This is a genomic window from Bifidobacterium lemurum (assembly GCF_014898175.1).
Classification (GTDB): domain Bacteria; phylum Actinomycetota; class Actinomycetes; order Actinomycetales; family Bifidobacteriaceae; genus Bifidobacterium; species Bifidobacterium lemurum.
In genome coordinates this window covers 2748648-2765431 of sequence record NZ_CP062948.1, presented here as the reverse complement: position 1 = coordinate 2765431, position 16784 = coordinate 2748648, and the positions used below count along the sequence as shown (strand labels likewise).

Annotated in this window: 17 protein-coding genes; 5 read left to right on the top strand and 12 right to left on the bottom strand. The window is 59.9% G+C overall.

The window, feature by feature from the left end:
• Positions 1-44: 44 nt before the first annotated feature.
• Positions 45-563: a DUF2798 domain-containing protein gene (locus tag BL8807_RS12055; protein ID WP_226847377.1), complete on the top strand. Its 519-nt coding sequence runs from the start codon at positions 45-47 to the stop codon at positions 561-563.
• A gap of 267 nt (positions 564-830) precedes the next feature.
• Here the strand turns inward: BL8807_RS12055 and BL8807_RS11070 are convergent, their stop codons facing one another.
• The 3 genes from BL8807_RS11070 to BL8807_RS11060 all read right to left on the bottom strand — a co-directional run bounded on the left by BL8807_RS11070 (position 831) and on the right by BL8807_RS11060 (position 4211).
• Positions 831-1793, bottom strand: a complete 963-nt coding sequence (locus BL8807_RS11070; RefSeq protein ID WP_072725384.1) for an aldo/keto reductase — start codon at positions 1791-1793, stop codon at positions 831-833.
• A 31-nt stretch (positions 1794-1824) separates the two neighbouring features.
• On the bottom strand, positions 1825-2664 hold the full coding sequence (locus BL8807_RS11065) for an aldo/keto reductase (protein ID WP_072725382.1): 840 nt from the start codon (positions 2662-2664) through the stop codon (positions 1825-1827).
• A 71-nt stretch (positions 2665-2735) separates the two neighbouring features.
• Positions 2736-4211 (bottom strand): aldo/keto reductase, encoded by a 1476-nt coding sequence (locus BL8807_RS11060; protein WP_072725380.1) that lies wholly within the window; start codon positions 4209-4211, stop codon positions 2736-2738.
• Positions 4212-4358: 147 nt separating this feature from the next.
• Here BL8807_RS11060 and BL8807_RS11055 point away from each other — a divergent pair, with 147 nt between their 5' ends.
• The 3 genes from BL8807_RS11055 to BL8807_RS11045 all read left to right on the top strand — a co-directional run bounded on the left by BL8807_RS11055 (position 4359) and on the right by BL8807_RS11045 (position 7812).
• Positions 4359-5255 carry a LysR family transcriptional regulator gene (locus tag BL8807_RS11055; RefSeq protein WP_072725378.1) on the top strand — a complete coding sequence of 299 codons (897 nt, stop codon included), beginning with the start codon at positions 4359-4361 and terminating at the stop codon, positions 5253-5255.
• An 85-nt stretch (positions 5256-5340) separates the two neighbouring features.
• Complete coding sequence (locus BL8807_RS11050; protein WP_083570180.1) at positions 5341-6342, top strand: DUF3737 family protein; 1002 nt, start codon at positions 5341-5343, stop codon at positions 6340-6342.
• A 246-nt stretch (positions 6343-6588) separates the two neighbouring features.
• Positions 6589-7812 carry a MalY/PatB family protein gene (locus BL8807_RS11045; protein WP_072725375.1) on the top strand — a complete coding sequence of 408 codons (1224 nt, stop codon included), beginning with the start codon at positions 6589-6591 and terminating at the stop codon, positions 7810-7812.
• A 312-nt stretch (positions 7813-8124) separates the two neighbouring features.
• Here BL8807_RS11045 and BL8807_RS12050 read toward each other — a convergent pair whose 3' ends face one another.
• From BL8807_RS12050 to BL8807_RS11010, 7 genes are all read right to left on the bottom strand, one after another.
• A complete protein-coding gene (locus tag BL8807_RS12050) occupies positions 8125-8703 on the bottom strand; it encodes a cyclophilin-like fold protein (RefSeq protein ID WP_205408855.1) in 579 nt (192 codons plus the stop codon).
• The gene (locus BL8807_RS11035) at positions 8700-9713 is read right to left on the bottom strand and encodes an aldo/keto reductase (RefSeq protein ID WP_072725373.1); all 1014 of its coding nucleotides are present in this window, start codon (positions 9711-9713) and stop codon (positions 8700-8702) included. Before BL8807_RS11035 ends, BL8807_RS12050 begins: the two co-directional genes overlap by 4 nt.
• A gap of 105 nt (positions 9714-9818) precedes the next feature.
• The gene (locus BL8807_RS11030) at positions 9819-10217 is read right to left on the bottom strand and encodes a cupin domain-containing protein (RefSeq protein ID WP_072725371.1); all 399 of its coding nucleotides are present in this window, start codon (positions 10215-10217) and stop codon (positions 9819-9821) included.
• A 54-nt stretch (positions 10218-10271) separates the two neighbouring features.
• Complete coding sequence (locus BL8807_RS11025; protein ID WP_072725369.1) at positions 10272-11276, bottom strand: aldo/keto reductase; 1005 nt, start codon at positions 11274-11276, stop codon at positions 10272-10274.
• Positions 11277-11443: 167 nt separating this feature from the next.
• Positions 11444-12358 (bottom strand): LysR family transcriptional regulator, encoded by a 915-nt coding sequence (locus tag BL8807_RS11020; protein WP_226847376.1) that lies wholly within the window; start codon positions 12356-12358, stop codon positions 11444-11446.
• Positions 12359-12502: 144 nt separating this feature from the next.
• Positions 12503-13039: a peptidylprolyl isomerase gene (locus tag BL8807_RS11015; protein ID WP_072725368.1), complete on the bottom strand. Its 537-nt coding sequence runs from the start codon at positions 13037-13039 to the stop codon at positions 12503-12505.
• Positions 13040-13261: 222 nt separating this feature from the next.
• Entirely contained in the window at positions 13262-13576 is a 315-nt protein-coding gene (locus tag BL8807_RS11010; RefSeq protein WP_072725367.1) for a hypothetical protein, read from the bottom strand.
• A gap of 506 nt (positions 13577-14082) precedes the next feature.
• On the opposite strand from BL8807_RS11010, the gene BL8807_RS11005 reads away from it, so the two are divergent.
• The gene (locus BL8807_RS11005) at positions 14083-14667 is read left to right on the top strand and encodes a DUF5067 domain-containing protein (protein WP_072725366.1); all 585 of its coding nucleotides are present in this window, start codon (positions 14083-14085) and stop codon (positions 14665-14667) included.
• 85 nt (positions 14668-14752) lie between these two features.
• Here the strand turns inward: BL8807_RS11005 and BL8807_RS11000 are convergent, their stop codons facing one another.
• On the bottom strand, positions 14753-16132 hold the full coding sequence (locus tag BL8807_RS11000) for a PDDEXK-like family protein (RefSeq protein ID WP_072725364.1): 1380 nt from the start codon (positions 16130-16132) through the stop codon (positions 14753-14755).
• 291 nt (positions 16133-16423) lie between these two features.
• Positions 16424-16699 carry an AbrB/MazE/SpoVT family DNA-binding domain-containing protein gene (locus BL8807_RS10995; RefSeq protein ID WP_205408854.1) on the bottom strand — a complete coding sequence of 92 codons (276 nt, stop codon included), beginning with the start codon at positions 16697-16699 and terminating at the stop codon, positions 16424-16426.
• Positions 16700-16784: the final 85 nt, after the last annotated feature.

Sequence of the window (16784 nt, the reverse complement as noted above, 5' to 3'; positions counted from 1 at the left end):
CATCAAGAGGGGCCGGAAGCCATAACGAAAGGAATTCTCGAACCATGCCCCGTAACGGCAAAGAAGGCATCCTCTTCAGCTTCATCATGTCCGCGATCATGATCTACGTGATGGCCGCGCTCAACTATGGCGTGCGCACCGGCGACGTGGGCGCGGCCGCCTGGAGCTACGCCGTGTTCAACTTCCCGCTTGCCTACGTGGTGGGCATGATCTGCGATCTGGGCATCTGCACGCCGAGCTCGCGCAAACTGGCGGGCATGTTCTGCAAAGAGGAGGACCGTCCGGTCTGGAAGGGCATCACCGTCAAATTCCTCATGGTGGTGCTTATGACCGTGTTCATGACGATTTTCGGCGCGATCATGGCCTTCGGATTCACCGGTGCCGCGGTCGTCGGTTTCTTTGAGATGTTCCCCTACAACTTCACCATCGCCCTGCCGATCCAGATGCTTATCGTGGCCCCGCTGGCCGGCAAGATCGTGCACATGGTCGGCGACGCCGCCCGCTGGAACGAGCCCGTCGCCGTTGAGATGAACGCCGGCATTGAACGCGCCGCGGCGCTATAGCCTATTCCCGGCCTTCTTCCCATGTCGAAGCAGGCTTGGGCCTTCCCATCGTCATCATCCTAAGCGGAGCGTACCCTCTCCGTCATCCTGAGCGGAGCGTAGCGGAGTCGAAGGATCTCGAACCCTTGTCGACTAACATGCAATGAGATCCTTCGACTCCGTCCTGCGGACTTCGCTCAGGATGACGAAGTGGGAGGGCCGACAGTTCCGTATGGCGGGAGGCGCGTCCTGTTCGGAAGGCGAAGTTCCGCGTCGAGGCATGAATCGTCAACGCATGGTTTTGAGCTTGGCGATGTCCTCGTCCGTGCGGTCGCCGTGGATGGTCAGTTGGGAGAGCGCCTCTTCGATCCGACGATATTCGTCGTCGGTGAGCGATACCGCCGCGGCGCCAAGGTTCTCGTCGATGCGTGAGATCCGCCGCATGCCGGGAATCGGCACGATGCCTTTGGCGAGGATCCAGGCGAGGTCGATCTGCGCGGGCGTGGCGCCCTTGGCCGCCGCGTATTCGCCAAGCAGATCCAACACAGGTTGGTTGGCAGCCATATTCTCCGGCGCGAAGCGGGTGATGACCCGCCGCACGTCATCGCCGGTGTAGACGGCGTCCGTCGCGTATTTGCCGGACAGAAACCCGCTGGCCATAGGGGAGAAGGCGACCACGCCGATACCCAGTTCGCGGCATGCGGGAATGACCGACTTCTCGAACGAACGCTCCATCATGGAGAACTCGCATTGCATGGCGGTCATCGGCGTAACGGCATGGGCGCGCCGCACCTCGCCCTCGGTAGGCTGCGACTGGCCCCAGCCGAGCGTGAGCCCCTCGTCGATAAGCCGGCCCATGGCCTCGGCCACATCCTCGACGGGGATGCCGCGGTTGACCCGATGCTGGTAGTACAGGTCGACATGATCCGTGCGCAGCCGTTTTAGCGACGCCGTCAGACATTCTTTGAGCACGTCGTAGACCGGACGTTCGTCGTCTTCGGGAATATGGGTTTTCGTCGCCAGCACGATTTCGTCGCGGATCGGTGCCAACGCCTCGCCCACCAGTGATTCGTTGCGTCCCGCCGCATAGGATGCGGCCGTATCGAAGAACGTGCAGCCCCGCTCGTGGGCATATCGCATGAGGCGGATTGCCTCGTCGTGTTCCGTCGGCTCGCCGTAGCCGTGGCTGAATCCCATACAGCCCATGCCGATGGCCGACACGTTCAGACGCGCCAATTGCATCGTTCTCATGGTTATGCCTCCTTAAGGGTGGTTGGTTGGGTTAGAACGAGCTGAGATTGTCGATCCAGAACGGTTCGCGCATCTGCGGCGTGACGGTTAGGTTCTGGTCGAGCGTGTTGATGGCGAGCATCTCGTCGTCGCGCAGCGTGAAATCGAATACGTCCAGATTCTCCTTGAGACGTTCCTCGTGCACGGTTTTGGGAATGACGGTCACGCCGCGTTGCAACAGCCAACGCAATACGACCTGCGCCACCGTCTTTTCATGTTTGGCGGCGATGCCCATAAGCGTGGGATTGTCGAAGATGCCGAATTTGCCCTGCGCCAGCGGACCCCATGCCTCGGGGCGGATATTGTGCCGGCGCATCAGCTCCATCGAAGGGTGCTGCTGGTTGAACGGATGCATCTCGATCTGCATGAGCTGCGGCGTCTCGCCGCCATGCAGCACCAGATCCTCCAAACGGTCCGGCGGGAAGTTCGAAACGCCGACGGCCCGCACGAATCCTTCGTCTCGCAGCTCCCGCATGGCCCGCCATGCGCCGAAGACGTCGTTGTAGGGATGGTGGATCAGCAGCAGATCCACATAGTTCAACCGCATGGCGCGCAATGATTCGAGGAGGGAGGTTCTCGCCCGGTCGTAGGTCAGATTCGCGACTTTGATCTTCGTGGTGACGAACAGTTCGTCGCGCGGGATGCCGCTGCGTGAGATCGCGTTGCCCACGGCGGCCTCGTTGCCGTAGCTTTGCGCCGTGTCGATGAGTCGGTATCCCAATTCCAGCGCCGTGTCGACGGTGCGCTCGCACTGGTCGGGGTCTCGCATCTGGAAGACCCCCAGTCCGAGGGTCGGCATGGTCACGCCGTTGTTCAATGTGATGGTTTCCATAGTGTGCTCCTTATATGGTTGCGTCTGCGGTGGTTTCGATGACGATGGGGCTGGGGAGGTGCCCGGCGCGGTTAGTCGTGCCATGCCTCCTCATAGCGAAGACCCTCGTCGATGGCCCCGATGGAACGCATGTCCTCGTCCGTGAGCTCGAAGTCGAAGATGTCGTGGTTCTCGGCGATATGATCGGGGTTGCTCGAGCCCGGAATAGCGATGAAACCGGTCTGCAGCTGCCAGCGGAGAATGATCTGGGCGGAGGTCTTGCCGTATTCGTCGGCCAAAGCCATGATGGTTTCGTTGTTGAAGCTTTCCGACGTGTGGCCACGGCCGCCGAACGGATACCAGCCTTCCATGGCGATGCCGTATTGGCTCACATACCGCTGCAGGGTGTCGTCCTGATTGTAGATATGGTGCTCGTTCTGGATCACCGCAGGTGTGATGCGCGCGAACGACAACACCTCGTCCACCGCCTCCTGCGTGTAATAGTTGGAGATGCCGATCGAACGCACCACGCCTTCGTCCACGGCCCTTTCCATGCCGCGGTACACCTCTTCGTCGTGCGATCCGGGCTGGTGCAGCAGCAACAGGTCGATATATTCCAGATTCAGCCTGTCCAGCGACTCCTGGATCGCGCCGTCCGGGTCCGCATAGGTGCCGGGCATGATTTTGGTGGTCACGAACACCTCGTCGCGGGTGACGATGCCGTCGGCGATCGCCTTGCGCACGCCCCTGCCGACGCCCACCTCGTTGCCGTAATACTGGGCGGTGTCCACCAGTCGGTATCCGTCCTCGAGCGCGTGGTACACGCAGTTCTCCGCCTCGTCGTCCGACAGCGTCCAAGTGCCGAGTCCCAGCATCGGCATGGTGTATCCGCTGTTCAACGTGACATCGGCGACGACATGCGGGCGTGCGTCGTTGTCGTCGAGCCAATCGGACAGCAGTTCGTCGATCTGCTCGTCGGTGAACGCATCCGGATCGCCGTTGTCCGGGAATTCGATATCCGTATACGATCCGATGGTCTCGGGGTCGCGCACGCGTTCGTTGAAATCGTCGAGGTATCCGCTCTGGCCGGATCCCATGCTGGTGCTGAACGGAACCACGGTTTTGCCGGAGAAATCGGTGCTTTCAAGATAGCGTTCCAGCGGGGTCGCCATATATCCGTTCCAAATGGGGCCGCCGATGTATATGGTGTCGTATGCCTCCAAGTCGGGCAGATCGTCCACGAGTTCGGGCAGATCACCGCTGTTCCGCTCCTGTTGGGAGACTTCGGCGGTGTCGTGGGGATTCTCCGGATAGGAGTCGACGGTTCGAATCTCGTATGAGTCCGCGTCGATGATGGTGGCGAGACGCTGCGCGATGCGTCTGGTGTTGCCGGAATACGAGTAGTAGACCACCAGCGGGGTTGCGGTTGCCGATGCGTCGGGCAGTGTGGCGTTGATGGTGCCGTCGGCGGCGGTCGAAGAACTTCCGCCTTCGGATCCGCCCGAGCATCCAGCCATGGTGAGTCCCATGACGCATGCGAGCATGCAGGTCAATGTTTTGCGTATCATCCGCGTCTCCTTTCCGAGGGTTTTGTGGGCGACTGGTTTTAGTTATATGGCGGCGCGGATTCGGCAACGCCGCGCCCGTGGTCGCGATATGCTATCAGTGTGTGAACTGAAAGGTTCATACGCTGATGTGGTGTGGTGAGGTGGCGTATGTACGACAAGCATCTGGACGGATTTCTGATGGCCGCCGACTGCGGAAGCTTCTCCCAGGCGGCGCAGCGGCTGTACATCTCGACCAACGCGCTGATCAAACAGATCAATCTGCTGGAATCGAGACTTGGCGTCACCCTGTTCGTCCGCAGCCGGCAGGGCATCGAACTGACCGACGCCGGACGCAGCATCTATCGCGACGCCAAACGCATCATCGGCATATCCGAGCAGGCCGTGCGGGCCGCCAAAGACATCGAACGCTTGAGCGGGCGGTCCATCCGCATCGGCACATCGCAATTGCGCCCCTGCAAAACGCTGGTGGACGCCTGGTCGACGGTCAGCCGGCGGTATCAGGACATCTCGTTGAACGTCGTTCCCTTCAATGACGAATCCCTGCTCGCCGTGCTTGACGCGCTTGGCGAGGGAATCGACGTCATCGCCGGAATATACCCCTCGACGTTGTGGAACAATCGCTGTCAGGCGCTGCGTCTCGCCGACCTGCCGTTGTGCTGCGCGATGGCCCGGAACCATCCTCTGGCCTATAAACGCCGCCTGACCTTCGATGATCTCGACGGGCAGACGCTGATCATGATCCGCCGGGGCGACACTAGCTATATCGACGAGCTGCGTGACGAGATCGAAACGAATCATCCCGGCATTCGCATCCACAGCGTGCCCAGTTACGGCACCGAGGTGTTCAACCAGGTCGAGGCTCTGGGCGGTCTGATGGTCAGCGTCCAAATCTGGTCAGAGCTGCATCCCTCGTTGGTCACGGTTCCCTGCGAATGGCGCTATACCGTGCCCTACGGCATCGTCTATCCGCTGAAACCCGCCCCCATCGTCGAACGGTTCGTCGAAGCGATGCGCGCCGCCGGCCCGCTCTTCCATAACGATTGAGCATGGAGGGGCATCGTTGATGGGTATTTGATATGCGCCCATGATGGTGATTGAATGCCGGTAATACGACAGGAAGGACGGCATCATGGGCGTAACGGCATCAAACGCGGCCTCATTGAAGAATCTTGACTCCTCCGCGGCGGGCGACGGCGCGGCGGAATGCGCGTGTCTGGCGAAGCGACAGTTGAACGAGCATGAGCACCACCGCGAGTCCGCGGACGTGTGCCAGCAGGTGCTCACCGGCGAACGCGCGATGTTCCGGGCATCGAAGCAGCGCATCGTCGACTCGACGTTCTCCGACGGCGAATCGCCGCTCAAGCACGCACGCGATCTGGAGATCATCGGCGGCATGTTCAAATGGAAGTATCCGCTGTGGTATTGCGAGAACATCGTCGCCAAGGACTGCACATGGTTCGAGATGGCGCGCGCCGGCGCGTGGTACACGAACAACATCACCGTGGAGAACAGCGTCATCGAGGCGCCGAAGAACTTCCGCCGCGCCGACGGCGTGCGGCTGACGAACGTGCAGTTCCCGAACGCGGCCGAAACGCTGTGGCATTGCCGCAACGTCGTCATGAACCAGGTGAGCGCCAAAGGCGACTACTTCGCCATGAACTGCGAGAACATGACCATCGACGGGTTCACGCTGGTGGGCAACTACTCCTTCGACGGCGCGAAGAACGTGGAGGTGCACAACGCGCGAATGCTCTCCAAAGACGCCTTCTGGAACGCCGAGAACATCACCGTCTACGACTCCTTCATCTCCGGCGAATACTTCGGCTGGAACTCGAAGAACATCACCCTGGTCAACTGCACCATCGAAAGCCTGCAGGGCATGTGCTACATCGACAATCTCGTGATGCGCGACTGCCGCCTGCTCAACACCACGCTCGCCTTCGAATACTCCACCGTGGACGTGCAGGTCGACGGCGCCATCGACAGCGTGCTCAACCCGTCGGGCGGCGTGATTCGCGCCGAAAGGATCGGCGAGCTGACCATGAACCCCAACGAGGTGGACGTGTCCGCCACCCGCATCGTCTGCGATACCATCGAATCGCGCAGCGACACCAAGCCCGCATCGTTCTAAACAATGGAGATCCTTGCGCCTCGCTTCGCTCCGCTTAGGATGACGAAGGGCTTCGGCTTCGTCTGGGATGACGGAGAGGAGATCCTTCGACTGCGGGGCTGCGCCCTTCGCTCAGGATGACGAGGAGTGTCTTTCGACGTTCCAGGCGATTTGTGTGGTCTTCTCCGTTATCCCGTGCGGGGTGTGTTTTCCGTTTTTCGTCATCCCGAGCGGAGTCGAGGGATCTCTTGTGCTATAGGAGAAGGTATGACCTACGATTTCGACACTCTGATCGACCGGCGCGGTACCGGATCACTCAAATGGGACGAATACAACGCCGAACTGCCCATGTGGGTGGCGGATATGGACTTCGCCACCGCGCCTGAGATCCGCGAGGCCCTGCAGCGCGAACTGGACCGAGGCGTGTTCGGCTATGCGATCGAAACCGCCCAATGGCGGCATGCCATCGCGAACTGGTGGGAACGCCGGCATGGCTTCCGCTTCGACGAGGAATGGCTGGTGTTCTCCACCGGTGTGGTGCCCACCATCTCCAGCATCGTGCGCAAACTCACCACTCCGGCCGAGAACGTGCTGGTCATGACGCCCGTCTACGACATCTTCTTCAATTCGATCCTCAACAACGGCCGCAATCCGATCGAATGCCCACTCGTCTATGACGAGGCGACCATGCGCTACGGCATCGATTTCGCCGACCTGGAACGCAAGCTCGCCAACCCGCAGACCTCGCTGATGCTGCTGTGTAATCCGCACAATCCCATCGGCATCGTGTGGGAGAAAGACACGTTGGAGCGCATCGGCGAGCTCGCATGGAAGCACCATGCCATCGTCGTCTCCGACGAAATCCACTGCGACCTGACCATGCCCGGCGTCGACTACACGCCGTTCGCCTCCGTCAGCGCGCATTGCCGTGACAACTCGGTCACCTGCGTGGCGCCGACGAAAACCTTCAACCTGGCCGGCCTGCACACGGCCGCGGTCGTCGTGCCGGATCCGACCCTGCGGCACCGCGTCTGGCGCGGCATCAACACCGACGAGGTGGGGGAGCCGGGCGCGTTCGCCATTCCCGCCGCCGTGGCCGCGTTCACCCAAGGAGAGTCTTGGCTGGAGGAACTGCGCGCGTATCTGGCGGAGAACCGCCGCGTGGTCACCGACTATCTGCACGATCCCTCGCATTGGCCGGCGTTGCCTGAAGGCGCGGGCGTGCGCGTGGTGCCGGGGGAGGCCACCTACCTGCTGTGGTTGGATTGCGCGGATGTGCTGGATGCCGTAGACGGGCGGGACACCGAGGATCTGGGCGATTATCTGCAGCGCACGACCGGTCTGCTGCTCACGGCCGGCGGCCAATACCATGGCGACGGCGCGCGGTTCCTGCGGTTGAACGTCGCGTGTCCCCTCGAACGCGTGTGCGACGCGCTCGACCGTTTCGTCCGCGGCGTCAACGCCTACGTTGCCGAGCGCAGGCACGGCTGACCGGAACTGAGAAAACCAAAGCGGATGCTGAAGCGGGTGCTAGGGAAGATTGCTGGACATTGCACCGATTGACATGCTATCTGCGTTAGCGGTAGTGGATTTTCGGGTCTGCAATGGTCGATCTACGTTAGCGGTAGTGCCCTATCGGCCCTATCCCATCTAGCAAGCCTGGTATTCCGCGGCCCATACACGCTGTCGGCCTGTAAGGGCACTACCGCTAACGTAGATCGACCTCCGCAGACTGCCATTTCCACTACCGCTAACGCAGATAGCTATTGATATCGGTTAGGAAAGGCATTGTGGTTTCGCCGGCTATCCGGCGGCGATGGTGATGGTGCCGGAGAGATTGGCGATGGCGTCGCCGCCGGACACCACATGTCCGAGCTCGTACAGGGCGTTGTTGGCGTTGTACGAGCCGTAGAACATGACGACATCGCCCCACGGCTCGTAGTAGGCCAGCGTTCCGACCGCGACGCTCGCCAGCGGAGTGTCGGAGACGTCCAACGCATCCGGATAGAAGATCTTCTCATTGGTGCTGAAATTCTCGACCGCGACGGTCATCGGCAGTTGGCCGAGCAGATCGTTCGCCGCGGAGCTGCCGTTCAGCTCGAACACGACGGTGGTTCCGTTCTCGTCCTGGACGTTGATGCGTTGGGTTGTGATTGTGTCGTCCTGCATGGTTTCGTCTTCCTGTGTGATTGCGGAGCCGTCCGTCGTCGTGTCCGCATCCTGTATTGAGGATGATGATGAGGCTCCATCGCCGGTGGTCGCGTCGGCTGTGTCCGAGGCTGTGGCACCGCATGCGCCGAGCAGCAGCATGGCCGCCAGCAGCGTGCCACATACCGCCGCGGCCCGTCGTCGGGAATCGGTCGAATATTCGTCTTGCGTCATGAGCGGCTCCTTGGCTTCGGTGTTGCGGTGTTTTGCGCCATGACGCCCACGAGACGATGCGGGACGTACGGCTCTTCCAGATATGCGATCTCCTCATCCGACAGGGAAAGCCCAACGGCCTTCACCGCGGTTTCGATGTGGTGGAGTTTGGTCGCGCCGACGACGGGCGCCGTGACCTTGGTCAGCAGCCATGCCAGGGAGACCTCGGTCATCGAGACGTCGTGCTTTTGCGCGAGCCGTTCGACCCTGGCGATGATCTCGCCATCCTGTTCGGCGGTCAGATCGTATTTGGATTTGGCGTAGCTGTCCTCTTCCAAACGCTTGGAGGAATCGCCGGGCCTGCGGGCCAGACGTCCGCTCGCCAGCGCGCTGTAGGGCGTCATGGCGATGTTCTCCTGCGCGCAGAAAGGCGCCATCTCGCGTTCCTCCTCGCGGAAGATGAGATTGTAGTGGCCCTGCACGGAGACGAATCGGGGCCAGCCGTTCTGCTGGGCGATGGCGTTGGCCTGCGCCAGCTGCCATGCGAAGCAGTTGGAGATGCCGATATAGCGCGCCTTGCCGGCCTTCACCACCGAGTCGAGCCCCTCGAGGATCTCGTTGATTGGCGTTCCGTAATCCCACATATGGCAGATGTACAGGTCCACATAGTCGAGTCCGAGGTTCTTCAGGCTCGCGTCGATCATGCGCTCGACATGCCGCTGTCCGGTGACGCCGTCTTGGATCTCGGCTTCGGTGCGGGGCGTGAACTTCGTGGCGACGACGACCTCATCGCGCTTGGCGAAGTCACGCAGGGCCCGTCCGAGATATTGTTCGCTGGTGCCGTTCTGGTAGGCGATCGCGGTGTCGAAGAAGTTCACGCCGAGATCCAATCCACGCTTGATGATCTCGCGGGAACTCTCCTCGTCCAACGTCCAGCTGTGCTGGCCCTGCGACGCGTTGCCGAATCCCATGCATCCCATGCAGATTCTGGAAACCATCAGGTCGGAATTGCCGAGTTTCATATAGTCCATGTTGCTCTTCTCCTTATCGGACGGTCGGTTGCGACGGTGAAACAAAGAAAGCCGCTGCTGGCGTCCGAACCGTCGCAGCGGCTTGAAGAACGAATCGTGTTCGACTTATTTCAGCTTAAGGTATTCGTCGTCTTCCACGGCCTCCAGCCATTCGGTCGAGACGTTCTCGCCAGGCAGCATGATCGCGATGTGCGCGAAGGCCTCATCCGGGGCGGCGCCATGCCAGTGCTTGGTGCCGGCGGGCACGTAGACCGCTTCGCCGGGCTTGAGCTCGTGCGCCTCCTCGCCGTCGAACTGGTAGTAGCCGCGTCCGCCCACCGCGATGAGGATTTGTGGGGAGCCGTGGTGGATATGCCAGTTGTTGCGGCAGCCGGGCTCGAAGGTGACGTTGTGCACGCCGATCTCGGGCGCGTCGATCAGCGGCGCGAGATAGCTCTGGCCGATGAAGTACTGCGCGAAGGCGTTGTTCGGCTCGCCGATCGGAAAGCTGCTGGGATTCTCCATGATTATCTCCTTGATTGTTGGTTTTGGTTGGCTTGGGTAATGCGGGCGGTCGGGCTACCGGTTGGTCAGGCTTTCCTGAAGCGCCGGATAGCGTGCGCCCCTCACCTCGAAGGCTTCGAGATGCGTGCGGATGTCGGCCAGCTCGGCCGCGGTGAACTCCACGTCCGCAGCGCCGATGTTGTCCTCAAGGTGGTCCACATGTTTGGTGCCGGGAATCGGCACGATCCAAGGCTTCTGCGCGAGCAGCCAAGCCAGGGCGATGCGCGCCGGCGTGGTGCCCTTCGCTTCGGCGAGCGAACGCACGTATTCGGCCAGCGCCACGTTGTGGTCCAGGTTTTCGGGGGAGAAGCGTGGGATCTTACTGCGGTAGTCGTCGTCCGCGAACCTCGCCCCGCGATCGAAACGCCCCGTGAGCATGGCTTTGCCGAGCGGGCTGAACGGCACGAATCCGATTCCCAGCGCCTCCAGCACGTCCAACAGCTGCTCCTCGGGCTTGCGCCACCACATCGAGTACTCGCTTTGCACGGCGGTCAGCGGGCATACGGCGTGCGCGCGTTTGATGGTGCACACGCTCGCCTCCGAAAGGCCCCAGCCCAGCACCTTGCCTTCGCGGATGAGGTCCTGCACGGTGCCGGCCACCTCCTCGATCGGCACGTTCGGATCGACGCGATGCTGATACAGCAGATCGATGTGGTCGGTGCGCAGGCGCTTGAGTGATCCCTCCACCGCGGCGCGGATGGTTTCGGGACGGCTGTCGAGCGTCTGCACGCGGCCGGAAGGGTCGAGCTCGTTGCTGTGCAGGTCGAATCCGAATTTCGTGGCGACGACGACCTCGTCGCGGAAGGGCTCCAATGCCTCGCCGACCAGCTCCTCGTTGGTGAACGGGCCGTAGACCTCGGCGGTGTCGAAAAATGTGACGCCCTCGTCGTGCGCCTTGCGAATCGTCGAGATGGACTCGTCATGCGGCAGGAACGGCGGCCAGCTCATCGTGAATCCCATGCAGCCCAGTCCGATGGCCGAAACCTCCAGACCGTTGGCTCCCAGAGTGCGTGTGCGCATGATGCCTCGCTTGTCGAGTGTTCGTTACTGCGATGTCATCATCATTGAACACCGTGCGCGCCCATGCCGCCAATAAGCAAACGACATGCGCCGCCATGCGTTTCGGCTATCGCGGCGAGACTGTGCGAACGCGAGGCCATGGCGGGTGCGAGACAGTCCTATGCGGATTATGCGGGTTCGTCGGCGCGCAGGAATTCGACGAACGAGGCTGCGGCCGGGCTCATCGACTGGCCCTTCTTCCATGCGATCACCGAACCGGTCTCCATTCTGGGGGAGACCGGGCGGAATCGCAGGCCGTCATCGATGACGGCGAGGTCGATGCCGAACACCACGCCCACACCGTTGCGCATCATCGTCACCGCGTTTGTGCCGAAGTTGAACGTGGCGGCGAGGGTGATGCTGTTGGCGTAATCGCCCAGCCAGTTCATCACCTCGCGCTGCACCTCGGCGCGGTAGGGGAGGATCATCGTCGCTCCCTCCAGATCCTGCGGGCGGATCGTGGTGTGCTGCGCCAACGGGTCATCGTTGCGCATCAGAATGCCCCATCGGTCGGTGACGTGCGTGCGCACGTAGTCGTAGCGGTCCACCGCCACCGGTTCGCTCATCAGCCCCAGATCCAGCAATCCCTGTTCCAGACGCTCCTGTGTGAGGTCGGCGGTCAGCGTGCGGATATCGAAACGGATATGGGGATGCAGTTTGCGGAATGCGGCGATGCGGCGCGACAGATACGTCATGCTGCGGGATTCCGCGCATCCGATGGCGATGTTGCCGGTGAGGTTGCCTTGCGAGTCGCGCAGTTCGCGTTCGGTTTTGTCGGCCAGCGCGATCAGCGTCTGCGCGCGCTCGTAGAGCAGATGGCCTTCGGGCGTCAGATCGATGGTTTTTGCGCCTCGATTGAACAGGGGAACTCCCAGATCGTCCTCCAACTTGCGCAGTTGGCGGGAGAGCGTCGGCTGCGAGACCTGCAGCAGTTCGGCCGCCCAGGTGATGTTGCGCTCTTCGGCCACGGCGAGGAAGTATCGCAGCACATGCAGGTCCAGCGGTGATTTCGCGGGCTTGGCGGGAGGGATGATTTCGGTCATGGCTGTCCGTTCCTCGTGTTGGGTGGTGTGGTTTTCAGCATATAGCAAAAGGACGGCCTGGAGCCGCCCTTTTCGCTATTGGACCGACGGTGATTCTGTCCCGTCGGACTTGTCGTGTCTTGCTGTGCCGCTTGCCGCGTGCGCCTACTGCACGTCGACCGAGATGATCATCGCCGGTTCGAGCGGGCGGTCCATCGGATCGGTGGCGACGGCTTCGAGCTTGTCGACCACGGCCTTGGATTCGTCATCCGCGACCTCGCCGAAGATCGTGTGGTGGCCGTCGAGCCACGGGGTCGGCACGGTGGTGATGAAGAACTGCGAGCCGTTGGTGCCGTGAATCTGGCCGTCCATGCCGCGGCGCAGGCCGGCGTTCGCCATGGCAAGCAGATACGGCTTGTCGAACTTCAGGTCGGCGACGATCTCGTCGTCGAAGTTGTAGCCGGGGCCGCCGGTGCCGGTGCCGAGCGGGCAGCCGCCCTGGATCATGAAGTCCTTGATGATGCGGTGGAAGCCCAGACCGTCGTAGAACCGCTCATGGGAGGTCTGGCCGCTCATCGGGTCGGTCCACTCCTTCTCGCCGGTGGCGAGTCCCAGGAAGTTGGCCACCGTCTCCGGGGTCTTCTCGTCGAACAGATTGATGGTGATGTCGCCCTCAGAGGTGCGCATGATAACTGTAGTCATGCGCACCAGTTTCGCACACCAGCCAGACCGTAGGTGAAGGATGCGCTGTCGGCTATGCGTCAGGCGTTGGAGGAGTCGGTATCCGACGTCGTTGTCGTGATGCCATATCAGGTGGGTGATGACACGCGCATCGTTACCGTTGCGCGTGCGATCTAAGCATGTCTGTGGCAGCGGTTGCATACGATGCCACAGACATACGAGAAGAGGCAATGGCTGCGGCGGTTAGTATACCCAGTCGAAGATGCGTCGGCGCTGATAGGCCACGGGGTCGTCCCAATCGCGGATGTCTTCGCCATTGTTGTGCAAATTGCGCGCCTCATTGAGAGCGGCGCGCACGCGGGAGGGGTTGCCGTAACTGATGTCCTGTTTCTTGTCGTACCAGAACATGCAGCTGGGATGATAGCCGCAACGCCACAAATAGGTATCGGCGTCGCCTTCCATGGTGTGCCATGTCATCGGGGCGCGGACGATGAAACCGTGTCGTGCGGCTTCCTGCGCAAAATGCTTGTATGGTTTGTCTTTCCAGGTTCGGCTCATTGTCGAGCCTCCTTTCGAATAGGTATCGGTTACCTATTCGAAACCATGTGAGATAAGCAAGGAATCCTCCTTCTCGAAAGAATGAAACATTTCAGAATACCGGTCGTCGTATACGAATCATTGCGGCATTGTATGTTGGTGGGGCATCAGGAGATTTAGATTCTGATTGAAAAGCATAATGTGCGCGTCTATGATCACGCATAACCCAAGGCGTACGAAGGGTGGTTGATGTGTGTCGAGTTTTCTGATCATCACGACGGCTTCCAGCTAGTCGGGATTACTCCTGCTCCTCACTGCCTTTGACGCACTCTGCCTTGAAATGGTTCGTCAGTTGTTTCTCTCGTGGTCATATCCAGCTGCCTTCTAAGGCAAGCATCCCCGCAAAGATGCGGTCGCGTGGGATTTCGCGCTTATTTTGATGACAAACAGAATCTGGTTTAACGCTCATACATTTACGACGAACGTCGTCGACCTCCTGAAGAAGCATCTCGCGTAGAATAGAGCACATGGCCGAACAAAACATCAGACCGCATTCGCACGCGTCCCGGAAGGCGCATCCCTCCGCCGTCGCTATCGCCGCGCTCATTCTTTCCATCGTCAGCTTGTGCGGGGTGATTGCGTTGGGCCTCATTCTCGCCTTGGGAGTCATCTCTCCGCGTTCATCCGTCGATGCCTCCGCGTCCACAACCTCCGGTTCTACGGTCGAATCACAGACAGGGGAGCCTGCCGTCCAGGAGAGCGTCGCCTACGTGACCGACGGACTGACGGAAGGGGATACTTGGCAGAACGTTCACATTCGCTTCGTCTCGCTGGAAAAATCTGGAGGAACGGCCATCCTGACCTATGAGGCGACCAACAACGATGACGACAATCAGATGGTTGGTTTCACTATTGAAGCCTTCCAGAGCGGCATGAAGATTGACCAGAATTACGATGTCTCCACAGACTATCCGACGCTCCAACCCGGAGCCTCAACCACCTTGCAGGTGGGTTTCACACTTACTGACGAGACCGCGCCCGTGACTATCGAGGTCGACTATCTGGGCAAGGATCTGCAGGGCAAGATCTCGACTGAATACCGGCTCGAATGACCCTTCCGCATTCGAACGTATAAGAGCGCTCCTTCCGAAGATTTCTGAAGCCTTCGGAAGGAGCACTCTTACGCGTTCGGACAGGTTAAGCGTTCTGCGCATCGATTGCCTTGAACCACTCTCGCTCGTAGTCGAGCATTTCCATCACGGCGGTGCGGATGCGGTCGCGGAGATTCCGTTCGATTGGCCCGACAATCAACTCCGGGTCGTTGATACCGGACAAGTCGATGCCTGTCTTGACGGTCTTCAGCCGCCGATAGAAGATCCTGCCCCTGCTGGGTTTGCGACTTTCTTCTGGATTTGCCACGTCCTTGATCCGGTCCATGCGCTCCAGCACATCATCCGGTTGCGCACGCACCCCGAATTCAAGCTGGACGGTGGGACGGCGCAACCTATGCTTATCATCCGGGTAGATCCAATAATGATAGGCGTTTCCATCCGCCTGACCCCAGGAACCGGCTTCGTCGCGGTCAGGCAGGTTGATCCATTCGTCCATGCGTTCCGTCTGGAACCACAGGTAGGAGGAGTTTCCTTCCTTCATACAGTCTTTGACGAGCCCTTCTGTCCGCATCGCATCGAGTTCGGACAAGATGACATCGCGAATGCGATCTTGAATCGGGGCCTCGGTGTTGTAGTGGAGCCGTTCGACTGCCGACAATGCCTTGATGTGGTCGTTGTAGAGGCTCTGGAATTCCTCCGGGATGGGGGAGCGGCGTACGCGAGGGCGGCCGAACATGCGTGCGAACAGCTCTACATGCCGCCTGTGGATGTCGCGGATGGTCTTGACAAGTTCTAGATTCTCCACGATGCCGAGATTTTCTAGCAGTTCATTGTATTGGAGCAGGAGTCGCGCGGTGATCGATTCCGGGTCGAGACCGTCCAGGACGTTTTCAATGTCCTGGTGAATGTCGTCGTAGGAAAGAGTGAGCCATTCGTCCGGAATTGTCGCTTTGTCGGAAGGAACCTTGTAGCCGCTGCGGGTAAGCAGCACGTGGATGCGTTGCTCGTAGTCGCCGTACTTTTTCTCCACGTAGTTGCGATACTTGTCGAGCTGATGGTTGCTTAGTGACGCGTTGATTTTGTTTTCGATGCACAGGACGAACCGTTTGTCTTCAGTATGGAACAGTAAGTCAATATCCTTCTCCTCGCGTTCGACCACACTCTCGGAGAGATCATCGAGGATAAGTCCGGCGAATGTCTCTAGATCGACTCCACTGTCCGCGCTGTCATCGATCGCGTTCGTATAAACGGATGAGATGATCTCTTTGACGAATCGGTCGCCCAATCCGTGGTTCTCCCTTGGGTCCATGAGCCAGCGCAGCAGGTTGGAGTGTTTGATCTCCCTGTCGCGTACGTCGGCTATCTCGAATACGTTGATACGGTTCAGGCGCCGTTCCAGTGCGCTGAAGTTAGGATCATGCAGCAGGTCGATGACCTGGGCCATTACGGGTCTGTTCTCGGTCATATTGTATCCTCTTCGAAGCTGTTGCTGTTGGTCTGATTCTATCCAGCTGCGATGCGTCCTCCCGACGCGTATGTGTTCGACATGGCCGATATCGAAGACCATTGTTCGTCATGCTCGAAGACCCTCACGCTTATCGCTTAACCTTGGAAACTAGTGGTCAGCGCTGGTAGTAGGTAGGAGGAGCTGATTGTCTCTCGTTGAGGCGAGCTCGATGGTCTTGGTCAAGGTTGGAAATGGAATATGAACGCTGAAAGAAGCACGTTGGTATCAAGCATCACGCGCATAGCAGGCTCATTTTCTCGTTGAGCGTTCGGTTCGAATGCTTTTGACCAGATCGACCATGTCATCCAGATCCTTGATGCCGGCTTCTTCTGCGGCACCTGTGAAGGCGTCTTGCGCGACTCGTAAGGCTTCGAGATTGGAACTACGTAGCGAGATTGTGCCGTTATCTTCCTGCACGAACAGCACTTTGTCTCCCTCCCGCACTCCCACGGCTTTGCGGATGCTCGCAGGTATGGTGATTTGACCTTTCGAGGTCACCTTTGCCATGTCCAATACAGCAGTCATCGTCAACTCCTTACTTGTAAGGAACTCATTACTTATAAACAGTATATGTGGACAAAAACATATTTCCGTAAAAACGTTCACTGAG